Source organism: Stenotrophomonas sp. SRS1 (assembly GCF_026130205.1).
Lineage (GTDB): Bacteria > Pseudomonadota > Gammaproteobacteria > Xanthomonadales > Xanthomonadaceae > Stenotrophomonas > Stenotrophomonas rhizophila_B.
In genome coordinates this window covers 115,606-129,847 of the sequence record NZ_JAINFD010000001.1, presented here as the reverse complement: position 1 = coordinate 129,847, position 14,242 = coordinate 115,606, and the positions used below count along the sequence as shown (strand labels likewise).

The following is a 14,242-nucleotide window of genomic DNA, read 5'->3' as shown; positions in this document are numbered from 1 at the left end:
CGACGCCATGACTGCCTGGGCCATCACTGAAAACGCCTCGCTGAAGGCGCTCAACACCTTCCACGTCGACGCCACCGCCGCGCAGCTGCTGGAGGTGTTCGATCCTTCCGTACTGCCCGAAGTACTTGCCCTGCCGCGCGTCGCCGACCAGCCGCTGCTGGTGCTGGGCAGCGGCAGCAATGTGCTGATCGCCGACAACGTGGACGGCACCGTACTGGTGTTCGCCAACCGCGGCATCGAGATTCTGGAGCACCGCGCCGACCACACCATCGTGCGCGCCGGTGCCGGCGTGAACTGGCATGGGCTGGTGATGTGGTCGCTGCAGAACGGGCTGTCCGGGCTGGAAAACCTGGCCTTGATCCCCGGCACCGCCGGCGCCTCGCCGATCCAGAACATCGGCGCCTATGGCGCGCAGGTCGGCGAGTTCATCCAGGCTGTGGATGCCTGGGACCGACACGAAAACGACTGGGTGCGCTTCGATGCGGAAGGCTGCCAGTTCGCCTACCGCGACAGCATCTTCAAGCACGACCCGGACCGTTACCTGATCACCGCGATCGAACTGCGTCTGCCGTTGCTGCATGGCCTGCGCCTGGGCTACGCCGGGATCGCCGAGGAAATGGAGGCGATGGGTGTGGAGCTGCCGGTGGCCGCCGATGTGGCCAACGCGGTGATCAACATCCGCCGTCGCAAGCTGCCGGATCCGGAGGTGCTCGGCAATGCGGGCAGCTTCTTCAAGAACCCGATCCTGCCGCTGGAACAGGTGGAGGTGCTGCTGCAGCACTTCCCCGAGCTGCCGGTGTTCCCGGCCGACGACGACAGCCGCCGCAAGATTTCCGCCGCCTGGATGATCGAGAGCTGCGGCTGGAAGGGCTATCGCGATGGCGATGCGGGCGTGGCGCCGAGCCATGCGCTGGTGCTGGTCAACCATGGTCAGGCCACCGGTGAAGAACTGCTCGCGTTGGCGCGGCGGATCTCCGCCTCGGTCCTGGAGAAGTTCGGCGTGCCGATCGAACCGGAGCCCAGGCTGATCGGCGCACAGTGGTGACCCCCGCCCCCGCGTTACCGGTGGCCACGCCGTTGCGGGCCGCCCTGCTGATGCTCGGCAGTACCTTGGCCTTTGGCCTGATGGCGATCGCGATCCGCTACGCTACCCGTTACGTGCCCACCCAGGAAGTGGCGTTCTTCCGCAACGCCTTCGGCCTGCTGGCGCTGCTGCCGATGCTGATCCGCCCGGGCAGCGCACCGCTGAGGACACAGCAACTGCCGCGCTACTTCCTGCGCAGTGCGATCGGGCTGGCCTCGATGCTGTGCGCGTTCTGGGCGATCGGGCATCTGCCGATCTCCCAGGCGATCTCGCTCTCCTACTCCACGCCGCTGTTCGTCACCATCGCTGCCGTGCTGTGGCTGGGCGAAACGGTGCGCATGCGGCGCTGGGCGGCGGTGATCATCGGCTTCATCGGCGTGCTGATCATCGTGCGCCCGGGCTCGACCAGCTTCACCCCCGGCACCCTGGTCGCCGTGGGCGCCGCGGTACTGAGTTCGCTGGTGGCGATCCAGATCAAGCAGCTCACCCGCGTGGACAGCGCCGATACCGTGGTGTTCTACACCTATGTGTTCTGGGTCCCGCTGTCGCTGGTGCCGGCGCTGTTCGTGTGGGTCTGGCCCACCGGCGTGGCGTGGGTCTGGCTGGTCGCGACCGGCGTGCTCGGCACGTTGGGCCAGCTGCTGTGGACACGCGCCCTGCGCCTGGGCGAGGTCTCCGCGTTGACCCCGATCAGCTTCATGCAGCTGCCGCTGGTGAGCGTGCTCGGCTGGCTGCTGTTCAATGAGGCGCTGGACCGCTGGACCGTGATCGGCGCCGGCATCATCCTCGGCGCAAATGCCTACATCGCCCACCGCGAAGCGGTACTGGCACGCCGGGCGAAGTCGCAGGCCGTCACCGCGGCCGCCAAGCCGGGGGAATAGACCCGCGGGAATCAATCCGACCCGAACAGATCCCGCGTGTAGACCTTGTTTGCCACGCCCTCCAGCTCCGGCGTCAGCCGGTTGGCGACGATGATGTCCGCCTCGTCCAGGAACGCCACGAAATCATTGACCACGCGGGAGCGGTAGAAGGTCGGCTCGGTCAGCACCGGCTCGTACACGATGACCTCGATGCCCCTGGCCTTGATCCGCTTCATCACGCCCTGCACCGCCGAGGCGCGGAAGTTGTCCGAGCCGGCCTTCATCACCAGCCGGTAGATGCCCACCACCTTCGGGTTGCGGGCCACGATGTCATCGGCGATGAAATCCTTGCGCGTGCGGTTGGACTCGACGATGGCGTGGATCAGGTTCTGCGGTACCTTGCTGTAATTGGCCAACAACTGCTTCGTATCCTTCGGCAGGCAGTAACCGCCGTAACCGAAGGAAGGGTTGTTGTAATGGCCGCCGATGCGCGGATCCAGGCTGACGCCTTCGATCATCTGGCGCGTATCCAGCCCGTGCGAACTGGCGTAGGTATCCAGTTCGTTGAAGTACGCCACCCGCATTGCCAGATAGGTGTTGGAGAACAGCTTGATCGCCTCCGCCTCGGTCGCGTCGGTGAACAGCACCGGCACGTCCTTTTTGATCGCGCCTTCCTTCAGCAGCTCGGCAAACACCGCCGCGCGTTCCGAACGCTCGCCCACGATGATCCGGCTCGGGTGCAGGTTGTCATGCAGCGCGCGGCCTTCGCGGAGGAACTCCGGCGAGAACAGAATGGCGTCGGTGTTGAACTTGGCCCGCAACGCGGCCGTGCAGCCGACCGGCACGGTCGACTTGATCACGATGACGGACGATGGATGGATCCGCACCACATCGGCGATCACTGCCTCAACGGAGCCGGTGTTGAAGTAATTCGACGTAGGGTCGTAATCCGTCGGCGTGGCGACGATGACGAAGTCCGCACCTTCATAGGCCTGCGCAGGATCCAGCGTGGCGGTGAGGTTCAGCGCGCGATGGGCGAGGAAGTCCTCGATCTCGGCATCCTCGATGGGCGACTGCCGGGCATTGATCATCGCCACCTTGGCCGGGTCGATGTCCAGCGCGACCACCTCGTGATGCTGCGCGAGCAGCACCGCGTTGGAGAGGCCCACGTAGCCGGTACCGGCGACGGCAATCTTCATTCAGGATCCTCTGCGTACATCGTCCAGAGTCGAAGGGCGAATGTTAGCAAACGCTGCGGAGTTAGTGCCACAAACGCATTTCATTAGGCGTCATCTTTGGCGCCTTACTCCTGTAAATCGATATAAAGCGCCATAGGTGGCGCTTTAGTGAAATCCAACATAAATGTAGTAAACCGCCAAACTTGACGCTTTATGGCAATAGTGCGATACAAAGCGTCAGGAGGGTCACCTTATGACGATCACACATCTGATGACGGACGATGCTGTCCTGGCTGAGCTGGGGCAACGTCTCGCCCGCGTGCGGCTTTCACAGGGCGTCACTCAGGAGCAGCTGGCCGAAGCTGCGGGCGTCTCCAAGCGCACCGTGCAGCGGCTGGAAGACGGCACGCCCGCCCAGCTGGCGAATCTGATCCGTTGCCTGCGCGCCCTCGGCAGGCTGGATGCGCTGGACGTGATGCTGCCCAGCGACGGCCCCAATCCGATCGATCTGCTGGAGCGCCGCGGCCACCCGCGCCAGCGCGCGCGACCGGGGGTGGCAGAGCCCGCACCGGCCAAGCCCTGGACCTGGGGCGATGAGCAATGAGCACGACGGCCGAAGTGCGCCTGTGGGGCAGCCGGATCGGTGCGGTGACGCTGGCCGACGGCGAGCGGATCGCACAATTTGCCTACGACCCGGCCTTCGCACGGTCCAGCATCGAGGTCGCGCCGCTGACCCTGCCGCTCGCGGCGGATCGGATCTACAGCTTCCCCTCCCTCAACCCGGCAAGCTTCCATGGCCTGCCCGGCCTGCTCGCCGACGCCCTGCCGGACAAGTACGGCAATACCCTGATCAACGCGTGGCTGGCCACCCAGGGCCGCACGCCGGACAGCTTCAATGCGGTGGAGCGGCTCTGCTACACCGGCACACGCGGCATGGGCGCGCTGGAGTTCTCGCCTGTGCAGGGTCCGCGCGTCCGCACGGCACACAAAATTCAGATCGATGCCCTGGTAGCGCTGGCCACGGAGGTCCTGAGCAACCGCGACAACCTGCGCGCCTCATTCGGCGATGAAGAACGCGCCGATGCGCTGCGCGACATTCTGCGCGTGGGTACCTCGGCCGGTGGCGCACGGGCCAAAGCCGTGATCGCCTGGAACGAGGGCACCGGCGAGGTCCGATCGGGCCAGGCCGCGGCAGCGCCAGACTTCAGCTACTGGCTGCTCAAGTTCGATGGCGTCCAGAACAACCGCGACAAGGAACTCGCGGACCCCAAGGGCTACGGCGTGGTCGAGTACGCGTACGCACGGATGGCGCGTGATGCGGGCATCCAGATCAGCGAGTGCCGGCTGCTCGAGGAAGGCGGCCGCCGCCACTTCATGACCCAACGCTTCGACCGCACCGATGCAGGGGGCAAGCGGCATATGCAGTCGTTGGCGGCGATGGCCCACGTCGGCTTCAATGATCCTACGGCCTACTCCTACGAGCAGGCCCTCCTGGTCATGCGCCAGTTGCGCCTGCCCATGGCGCAGCTGGAGGAACAGTTCCGGCGGATGGTGTTCAACGTGATCGCACGCAACCAGGACGACCACGTCAAGAACATCGCCTACCTGATGGATCGGCAGGGTCAGTGGTCGCTGTCGCCGGCGTTCGACATCACCTGGGCGTACAACCCGGACGGCGACTGGACGGCCCGGCACCAGATGTCGATCAACGGAAAACGCGAGGGGTTCGATCTGGCCGACCTGGCCGCCTGTGCTGCGACGGCCTCGATCAATGCCCGCCGCGCCCGCGACATCATCGAGCAGGTCCGGCAGAGCGTGCTGCGCTGGCCGCACTTTGCCGACGCGGCCGGCGTCGCCGAGGTTTGGCGCGATCAGATCCGCGGCAGCCTGCGCACGGACATTCGATGAGTTGCACGAGCAGTTCGCAAATCCGTTCACCCGAGGGCGTGGTCGATATTGCGATGCGTCATGTAAACGGTTACAGCCCCTGCTAGCGTGAGCTTCACCCCGACGTCGGGGACGTTGGATCAGGAGCACGTTGATGGGGCTGCATGCTGACCGTTCGACTGTTGTGCACCGGCCCCGCCGCGTCCTGGCCGCCACCCTGCTTGTCTCCACCCTCGCGCTGGGCCTGTCCGCGGCTGCCCAGACCCTGCCGCCGCGCAACCAATGGCAGGCCAGCAGCTCCTCGCAGCAGGTCCCGGCAATGGCGGTCAGCCACCTGATCGACGGCGACCCGAAGACGGTCACCGGCGGAGCCTTCAGCCCCGGCCACTGGTTCCAGGTGGACCTGGGCAAGCCGAGCACGCTCAGCGGCGCGCAGATCACCTGGGATGTCTCCAATCCCGAGGGCTACACCCTGCTGACCTCGCTGGACGGGCAGCAATGGCAGCCGGCCTACACCATGCGCGATTCGCTCGGCGGTATCGAGACGCTGTTCTTTGCGCCGCGCAACGCCCGCTACCTTCGCCTGGCCAGCCCGGAGCGCACGTCGGACTGGGGCGTGTCGATCTTCGAACTGGAGCCATTGGACAGCACCACCAGTGCGCGCGTAGCCGGTGTGGATGCAGCCCACGCGGCGGCGCTGTGGCAAGGCGGCAGCGCGGTCACGATTCCGCGTGGCAAGGACGGTACGCACATGCTTGAGATCACGCTGCCACGCGCGGTCGCCACCACCGGGCTGGCCGTGGACTGGACAGGCGCGCATGGCGCCGCACGGCTGCAGGCGCGCGATCCGCAGGGCCATTGGATGGAGCTTGCGCGCGATCCGCAGGCCGGTGCACGCCAGCAGAGTTGGCTGGCCGGCACTGCGGCCGTGACCGCCACGGCGCTGCGGCTGACGGTGGAGGGAGATGCACCGCAGGTCGACCGCCTGCGCCTGCTGGGGCCAAAGGCGGTGATGACGCCGATGAAGCGCTATCAGATCACCGCCAGTGGCGCGCAGCGCGCGTTGTTCCCGGCCTCGCTGCACCTGCAGCAGACCTACTGGACTGCAGTGGGCATCCACGCCGGAGTACGGCAACCTCGAGGCCTTCAAGGGCGCGCCGCTGGTGCAGCCGATCTGGCGCACTGCCAACGGTGTTGCCGCAGGCGCCGCCGACCAGACGGTGCAGCACGCACTGCGCGATGGCTGGAAGCCGATGCCCTCGGCGACGTGGTCGCCACAACCCGGGCTTGAACTGCAGAGCGAAGCGTTCGCCGTCGAGCTCGGTGGCCAGCCGGTGACCTTCGTGCGTCACCGCCTGCGCAACACCGGCAGCGCGCCCGTCGACGGCACCTTGACCCTGGCGGTGCGGCCGATGCAGATGAATCCGCCGTGGCAGAACGGTGGCCTGTCACCGATCCGCGAGGTCGCCATCGAGGGTCAACGCGTACGCATCAATGGTCGCGCCCTGCTGCAGTCGCTGACGCCAGTGGATGCTGCCGGTGCAGCACCGTTCGGCCCGGACGGCAGCAGCGAGATCACCGCGGCGATCGCCAGCGGCACCTTGCCCGCCGCCACACAGGCACGCGATACCGACGGACTGGCTTCGGCGGCGCTGGCCTACCGCGTGCAGCTCGCCCCCGGTGCCAGCCGCTCGGTGGTGGTCGCCTTCCCGCTCGGCACCGCGGCAACAGCCAAAGACGGCTCCCTGCCGGATGCGCCCGCGCTGGATCTGTCCGGCACACCCCGTGCACCCGATGCGGCCTACGACGCCCTGGCCAAACGTGCATCGGACGATTGGCAGGCACGCCTGGGCCAGGTCGGGCTGCGTCTGCCCGATCCCTCCCTCGTGGACATGCTGCGCGCGCAGGCCGCCTACATGCTGATCAACCAGACCGGCCCTGCGATGCAGCCCGGCCCGCGCAACTACAACCGCTCCTTCATCCGCGATGGCATGGCTACCTCGGCGGTGCTGCTGCGCATGGGCGAATCCAAGGTCGCGCGCGACTACCTGGCCTGGTACAGCGAGCACGGCGTGCACGCCAACGGCCTGGTCTCGCCGATCCTCAACGACGACGGCAGCGTCAACACCGGCTTCGGCTCGGATATCGAATACGACAGCCAAGGCCAGTACATCAGTCTGGTCGCCGACGTCGCGCGGCTGGATGGCGGACCGGAGTCGGTGCGCGCCTATCTGCCCAAGGTGAGGGCGGCGATGCGCTTCCTGCAGGAACTGCGCGAGCGCACGCTGGTGCCCGGCTACATGGCCACCCAGCCCGCGCCCGAGCGCTTCGCCGGCATCCTGGCACCGTCGATCAGCCATGAAGGCTATCCCTCGCCCACGCACAGCTACTGGGACGACTACTGGGGCCTGAAGGGCTGGCATGACGGTGCATGGTTGGCCGAGTCACTGGGCGATCACGAAACCGCTGCATGGGCGCGCGGACAGTACACCGCCCTGCACGATGCGCTGGCTGCCTCGATCCGCGCCACGATGGCGTGGAAGGGCATCGACTTCATTCCCTCTTCGGCCGACCTTGGCGATGGCGACCCGACCGGTGTGTCGATCGCGCTCGACCCGACCGGCGCACAGGATGTGCTGCCGGCCGAGGCACTGCGCACCACGTTCGCCCGCTACCTGGACGATGTCCGCAAGCGCAGCGCGCCGGACGCCCTGTACGCCTATACGCCGTACGAAATCCGCAATGTGCTGAGCTACGTGCATCTGGACCAGCCCGAGGCGGCCGATGAACTGCTGCAGGGACTGCTGCATGACCGCCGCCCGCTGGAGTGGCAGGTGCTGGCCGAGGTCGTGCATTCGCGCTTGCGCTTCCCGCGCTATCTCGGCGACATGCCGCATACCTGGATCGGTGCGGAGTACGGGCGCACGCTGTTCGGAATGCTGATGCGCGAAGACGATGACGCGCTGTCGCTGCTGCCCGGTGCCCCACCGTCATGGGTGGCCGGCGACGGGTTGGCAGTGGATCGGCTGCCGACCGCCTACGGCACCCTGGCGATGCAGGCGATGCAGCGCGATGGCACGCTGCAGGTCACGCTGGGCAAGGGGCTGCGCAAGGACACCGCGGTACGCGTGTGGTGGCCAAGCCGCACGCGCCCGACCGCCGTCACGGTGGATGGGCGCAGCGTGAGTGACTACGACGCACGCGGTGTGCTGCTCAAGAAGCCGTTCCGCAGGTTGGAGGCGACGTGGTGAGCGTCAGACACTCCCCTCGTGCTCATGGAGGGTGATCAACGATTCCATCAGGTCCTCGTCCGCACTCGCGCACACGGCCAGCAGCACGGCTTCTTCGCAGCCTGTATCGACGATGTAGCCATGGCCCATCTGGCTGTCGATATAGATGCCCTGCCCCGTCTCCAGCACCACCGGATCATAGAACTCGGTGTGGACCTGGATACGGCCTTCCAGCACGTGCACGTATTCCTCGCCCGGGTGGCGGACCAGTTCACCGAATTCGGCGGTGGTCTTGGCGCGCACCTTGGTCAGGATCGGAATCATCCGCTTGCGCCGCAATTCGGTGCACAGATAGTAGTAGTCGTAGTTGTCGGTCTGGACCCGCAGCGCCTTGTCCAGCGAGCCGAGGCTGCGCCGGGCGGTGACCGGCTTGGGCGCGCTGTCGTTGTCCGGCTCGGAGAACAGCTCGGACATGCGCAGGTTCAAGCGCTGCGCCAGGTGCTGGAGCTTGTCGTAGGTCAAGGTCAAGCGATCGTGCTCGATCTTGGACAGCGTGGACAGGGGGATTTCGGTGTGCTCGCTCATTTCCTTGAGCGTCCAACCCTGGCGCGTGCGCAGACCGCGCAGCAGGGTTCCGAGCGTCGGGCTTTTGGGGCTCATCGACAGGACCTTTGGGCTATTGCTGGTGAAGTAGTGGATACGATACTACGTAGAGATGAATGCCATCCTGATCAGGATGGTTTCTTGTCGCGTTCGTCTCTCATTTCGCCGTTTCAGGCACTGAAAACGTTATCAATGGCGGAGGAACGCCGCCTGTAGGCCCCGGAATCCGTTCAATGTGCGCACGAGGCGGTGGCCCCGGAAGGATCACGCGCATTTGACATTTCTCTGATCAGGAATATTGTTGTCTGATTGAGATTGTTTTGGGCCCTCTGACGCAATTGCCTCGGGTGCCCCGTCTTCCAGTTCGCAAGGGGATCGTCACATGCGTGCGTTGTCAGGCTTTGTCGCGTTGTGTTGTGGGCTGTTGTTGACCTTCCAGGCGGATGCCCAGCAGCCGCCGCCCTCTCCCCCGGCCGCGCCGGTACCGCAGGCCGATTCCGTTGCCCGGCTGACTGCCGACGATGCGACTACCTGGCTGGATGGCTTCATGCCGTATGCGATCGCACGTGGCGATATCGCCGGTGCGGTGGTGACCGTGGTCAAGGACGGCCAGATCCTGGTCCGTCGCGGCTACGGCGTCTCCGATGTGGCCAAGCAGACGCCGGTGGACCCGGACCGCACCCTGTTCCGGATGGCCTCGGTCTCCAAGTTGATGACCTGGACCGCGGTGATGCAGCTGGTGGAAGCGGGCAAGCTGGATCTGGACGCGGACATCAACCAGTACCTGGATTTCAAGGTGCCCGAACGCGGCCTGCCGATCACGCTGCGCCAGCTGATGACGCATACCGGTGGCTTCGAGGCCAACATCAAATACATGTGGACCAGCGAGGCGGTTGCCGAAGCCGGTGGCATTGCACTGGGGCCGTACCTCAAGCGCCGCGTGCCGACGCAGATCTTCCCGCCGGGCACCGTGCCGGCGTATTCGAACTACGGCACCAGCCTGGCCGGCTACATCGTCGAGCGCGTGTCGGGCCAGCCCTTCGCCGAGTATGTCGAGCAGCACATCTTCGCGCCGCTGCAGATGCAGCACGCCAGCTTCCGCCAGCCGCTGCCGCCGGCGTTGCGTGCCCTGGTCACCCAGGGCTATGCACTGGGCTCGGGCAAGCCGCGTGCGTTCGAAGTCACCCCGTCCGCCCCGGCGGGTGCGCTGTCGGCCACCGGCAGCGACATGGCGCGCTTCATGATCGCGCACCTGAGCGCGGCGGGCGGTCATGACACGGCCATCCTGAAGGCGGCGACCAGCCAGCTCATGCTGACGCCGCAGACGCGCTTCGCGCCGCCGCTCAACACCATGGCGCTCGGGTTCTATGAGATCGACGTCAACGGCCAGCGCGTGGTGTCCCACGCCGGTGACACCTACTCCTTCCACTCGCAGCTGTTCCTGTTCCGCGACCACGATGTCGGCCTGTTCGTCTCGCTCAACAGCGCCGGCGCCAATGGGATCACCGGCCCGATCCGGCGTGAGCTGCTGGAGAACTTTGCCGATCGCTATTTCCCGGCCGCCGCTCCGGCCCCGGCCGTGGCTGCCGACGCCGCACTGGCCAAGCAGCAGGCACGCCTGCTGGCCGCGCCGAGCTATCTCGATTCGCGCCGTGCCGAAACCGGCATCGGCCGCACCGGCATCCTCACCCAGACGCGCCTGGAAGCCCTCGACGATGGCAGTCTGCGTCTGCCGCGCCTGAAGCAGCCCAACGGGCAGCCCACCACCTTCAAGCCGGTCGCTCCGTGGCTGTGGCAGGCGACCAACAGCGAGCTGCGCCTGGCCGCCATCCTCAAGGACGGCAAGCCGGTCGGCTTCGCGGTGGATTCGTCCTCCCCGTTCAACGTGTTCCTGGCCGCGGAAGGCTACCGCTCGGCGCTGTGGCTCAAGCCGTTGCTGATGGCTGCCGTGAGCGTGCTGGCGCTGTCCGCACTGGCCTGGCCCATCGCGGCGTTCGTGCGGCGTCGTCATGGCCGCGTGCTCGGCTGGCCGCGCAGCACCCTGCTGGCCTATCGCCTGAGCCGCGCCGCCTGCTGGTTCATGCTGCTGGTGCCGGCCGTGGCCATCGCCGTGATGGCCTGGGCGTCGGCGGATTTCGCCCGCCTCGACGATCGTCTGGATCCGGCGGTGATCGGGCTGGGCATCGGCTCGGTGATCGCCATCGTCGGCGGCATCGGCGCGACGGCCTGGAATCTGGTGCAGACCTTCCGTGCCGGGCGCAGCTGGCTGGCGCGCGTGTGGGCGGTGCTGCTGCTGATCGCCGCCTGCGTACTCGCTTACGCCCTGGTCCTGATGGGCCTGGCCGACTTCGCACTCAACTACTGACCCGTAGCCCCACCACGGGGCTGGAGACATCCTGTGAAACTGACCCTGCAGATCGACTCGCTTGCATTGCTGGCCCCGTTCCGGATCAGCGGCTACGTGTTCGAACACGCCCCGGTACTGCGCGTGGAACTGGAAGACGGCGGCCATCGCGGCCGTGGCGAAGCCAGCGGCGTGTACTACTTCGATGACACGCCTGAGCAGATGCTGGCCACCCTGGAACTGCTGCGTGCGCGGATCGAAGCCGGCATCACCCGCGCCGAGCTGCAGCAGCTGCTGCCGCGCGGTGGCGCGCGCAACGCGCTGGACTGCGCACTGTGGGACTTGGAAGCAAGCCGCACCGGCAAGCACGCCTGGGCACTGGCCGGCCTGTCGCAGACCCGGCCGCTGCTGACCACCTGGACGCTGGGCGCCGATGACCCGGCGACCATGCAATCGATCGCGACGGGCCGCTATGCGCCGGCCAAGGCACTCAAGCTCAAGCTCAGTGGCGATCTGGATATCGACATCGAACGTGTGCGCGCCGTGCGCAAGGTGCGCCCGGATGTGTGGATGGGCGTGGATGCCAACCAGGGCTACAGCGTGGATGTGCTCGATGCGCTGATTCCGGTGCTGCTGGAGAACGACATCAAGCTGCTGGAGCAGCCGCTGCCGCGCGGCCGCGAGGCCGAGCTCAAGGGCTTCGCGCGGCCGCTGCCGTTCGCCGCCGACGAAAGTGTGCAGGACGTTTCAGAGATCGAAGCGCTGGCAGGCCTGTTCGACGTCATCAACATCAAACTCGACAAGGCCGGCGGGCTCACCGAAAGCCTGGCGATGGTCGGCAAGGCACGCTCGTTGGGCATGCAGGTGATGGTCGGCAACATGATCGGCAGCAGCTGGGCGATGGGCCCGGCCTTCATCGTGGGCCAGCATTGCGACGTGGTCGATCTGGATGGCCCGCTGTTCCTGAGCGATGACCGGGTGCCGGGCCTGCGCTACGACGACGGACTGGTGCATTGCGACGATGCCGTATGGGGCAAGGGAGTGCACGCATGAGCATGTTGCGCACCTTCGCTTCCGGCATGTTGCTGGCATCAACCGCGGCGTTCTCGCCGCTGCATGCGCAAGCGCCGACGCCGGCTGCTGCACCAGTGCCCGCGACCACCGAGTCGCCTGACAGCATCACACCCGCGCAGTCCCCCACCGGCACGCTGGATGCGGCGCGCGTGGACACCTTCCTCGATGGCCTGGTGCCCTACCTGATGGCGCAGGGCGATCTTGCTGGCGCCGTTGTCACGGTGGTCGAGAACGGCAAGGTCGTCACCGAGCGCGGCTTTGGCTTCTCCGATGTGGAAAAGCGCACGCCGGTGGATCCCAAGACCACCCTGTTCCGTCCCGGCTCGATCTCCAAGCTGTTCGTCTGGACCGCGGTGATGCAGCTGGTCGAACAGGGCAAGCTGGACCTGGACACCGACATCAACACCTACCTGGACATCAAGGTCCCGGCCAAGGGTGAGCCGGTCACGCTGCGTCAGATCATGACCCACACCAGCGGTCTGGAAGAGCGCATGCGCTACCTGATCGTGCTGGGTCCGGACCATCCGGCCAACCGCGACAACTACCTCAAGGACTGGGTGCCGAACCAGATCTCCGCGCCGGGCACCAAGCCGGCGTACTCCAACTACGCCACGGGCATCGCCTCGTACATCGTCGAGCGCGTCAGCGGCCAGCGCTTCGAGGATTACGCTCGCCAGCACATCCTCCAGCCGCTGGACATGCAGTACGCCAGCTTCGAACAGAAGCTGCCGGCCGAACTGCTGCCGCACGCCGCCAAGGGCTACCTGCTGGGCTCGGGCAAGAGCTACCCGGCCGAGAAGAACACCGCGCCAGGCGTGGGTGGGCTGTATGCGTCCGGCGCGGCAATGTCACGTTTCATGATGGCCGCGCTCAATCATGGTGAGCTTGATGGGCAGCGCATCATGCGTGCCGAGACCAACGCGCAGATGCTGACCCCGCAGGCCGCGATCCTGCCGCATCTGCCGCGCATGACGCTGGGCTGGATGGCCTCGGACACCGGCGGCTACGAGACCCGCTCGCACGGCGGCACGATGCTGTTCTTCTATTCGTGGCTGTGGATGATCCCCGAACGCAACATCGGCGTGTTCGTGTCGACCAACAGCGTCGGCCGTGATGCGGCCGGCTCGGCCCTGCGTGCGCAGGTCTGGGAACGCTTCGTGGAGAACTTCCTGCCGACGTTGCCGATCGAAGCGGCGGGTCCGGGCGTGGATGCCGCTGTCGCGCGCGAACATGCCGCAGCGCTGGCCGGCGTGACCTGGCAGAGCACGCGTCGCTCGGACAGTTCGTACCTGCGCATGCTCTCGCTGTTCGCGCCGACGCGCGTGCACCCGCAGGACGACGGCACGATCACCGTCGATGGCCAGAAGGGCCTGAACGGTCAACTGCTGCGCTGGCGCGAGGTGTCGCCCTGGTTGTGGCAGCAGGAAAACGGCCGCGGCCTGTTGGAAGTGAAGGTCGAGGATGGCCGGCCGGTGTACTTCTCCGGCGGCCCGTTCGCCTCGGTGTTCGGCTTTGAACCGATTCCGGGCTGGCGTTCACCGGCGTGGCTGCGCCCTGCGCTGTTTGTCGCACTGGGGTTGCTGACGCTGTCGGCCGTGCTGCGCATCGGTGGCGTGTTCGTACGTCGTTACTACCGGGTCAGCGCACCGGCAGAAGGCCGCGGCCTGCGCTGGCTGCAGACGTTGTCGATCACCACGCAGCTGGGCACCGTGGTCGCCTGGGTGCTGTACGTGAAGTCGATCGCTGCACCAGGCGGGATTTCCGGTTACAGCAATGGTCCGCTGATCCTGATGCAGGCGCTGTCCTGGCTGAGCGTGTTCGCAGCCGTGGCCCTGGTGTGGGTGGCGGTCCGTGCGCCGGCCAGCTGGCCCCGCGTGCGCCGCTACGGTGCCTGGGTGGTCGCACTGGCCGGCGTGGTGGTGGCGTTCGTCGCCATCACCCAGCGCCTGATCAGTACCGGCCTGCAGCTCTGACCGACGGAC

At 66.6% G+C, this 14,242-nt stretch carries 9 protein-coding genes and 1 pseudogene; 8 read left to right on the top strand and 2 right to left on the bottom strand.

Annotation, left to right across the window (positions count from 1 at the left end; genetic code table 11):
- Positions 1 to 7: 7 nt before the first annotated feature.
- On the top strand, positions 8 to 1,045 hold the full coding sequence (gene murB, locus K4043_RS00555; protein WP_123729719.1) for a UDP-N-acetylmuramate dehydrogenase: 1,038 nt from the start codon (positions 8 to 10) through the stop codon (positions 1,043 to 1,045).
- Positions 1,046 to 1,077: 32 nt separating this feature from the next.
- A complete protein-coding gene (locus tag K4043_RS00550) occupies positions 1,078 to 1,965 on the top strand; it encodes a DMT family transporter (protein WP_265308512.1) in 888 nt (295 codons plus the stop codon).
- 11 nt (positions 1,966 to 1,976) lie between these two features.
- Here K4043_RS00550 and K4043_RS00545 read toward each other — a convergent pair whose 3' ends face one another.
- Positions 1,977 to 3,143 carry a nucleotide sugar dehydrogenase gene (locus tag K4043_RS00545; protein WP_265307815.1) on the bottom strand — a complete coding sequence of 389 codons (1,167 nt, stop codon included), beginning with the start codon at positions 3,141 to 3,143 and terminating at the stop codon, positions 1,977 to 1,979.
- Between the two features lie 232 nt (positions 3,144 to 3,375).
- Here K4043_RS00545 and K4043_RS00540 point away from each other — a divergent pair, with 232 nt between their 5' ends.
- The 3 genes and pseudogenes from K4043_RS00540 (at position 3,376) to K4043_RS00530 (ending at position 8,260) form a co-directional block, all read left to right on the top strand.
- Positions 3,376 to 3,726, top strand: a complete 351-nt coding sequence (locus K4043_RS00540; protein ID WP_265307814.1) for a helix-turn-helix transcriptional regulator — start codon at positions 3,376 to 3,378, stop codon at positions 3,724 to 3,726.
- Positions 3,723 to 5,030: a HipA domain-containing protein gene (locus K4043_RS00535; RefSeq protein WP_265307813.1), complete on the top strand. Its 1,308-nt coding sequence runs from the start codon at positions 3,723 to 3,725 to the stop codon at positions 5,028 to 5,030. Before K4043_RS00540 ends, K4043_RS00535 begins: the two co-directional genes overlap by 4 nt.
- A 133-nt stretch (positions 5,031 to 5,163) precedes the next feature.
- A pseudogene (locus K4043_RS00530) lies at positions 5,164 to 8,260 on the top strand (discoidin domain-containing protein).
- 3 nt (positions 8,261 to 8,263) lie between these two features.
- Here K4043_RS00530 and K4043_RS00525 read toward each other — a convergent pair.
- The gene (locus K4043_RS00525; RefSeq protein WP_265307811.1) at positions 8,264 to 8,899 is read right to left on the bottom strand and encodes a cupin domain-containing protein; all 636 of its coding nucleotides are present in this window, start codon (positions 8,897 to 8,899) and stop codon (positions 8,264 to 8,266) included.
- Positions 8,900 to 9,224: 325 nt separating this feature from the next.
- On the opposite strand from K4043_RS00525, the gene K4043_RS00520 reads away from it, so the two are divergent.
- From K4043_RS00520 to K4043_RS00510, 3 genes are read left to right on the top strand one after another with little or no spacing between them, the layout of a single operon-like run.
- The gene (locus K4043_RS00520) at positions 9,225 to 11,207 is read left to right on the top strand and encodes a serine hydrolase domain-containing protein (RefSeq protein WP_265307810.1); all 1,983 of its coding nucleotides are present in this window, start codon (positions 9,225 to 9,227) and stop codon (positions 11,205 to 11,207) included.
- A 33-nt stretch (positions 11,208 to 11,240) separates the two neighbouring features.
- Positions 11,241 to 12,239, top strand: coding sequence for a dipeptide epimerase (locus K4043_RS00515; protein WP_123729085.1), 999 nt, complete (start codon positions 11,241 to 11,243; stop codon positions 12,237 to 12,239).
- Complete coding sequence (locus K4043_RS00510; RefSeq protein WP_265307809.1) at positions 12,236 to 14,233, top strand: serine hydrolase domain-containing protein; 1,998 nt, start codon at positions 12,236 to 12,238, stop codon at positions 14,231 to 14,233. Before K4043_RS00515 ends, K4043_RS00510 begins: the two co-directional genes overlap by 4 nt.
- Positions 14,234 to 14,242: the final 9 nt, after the last annotated feature.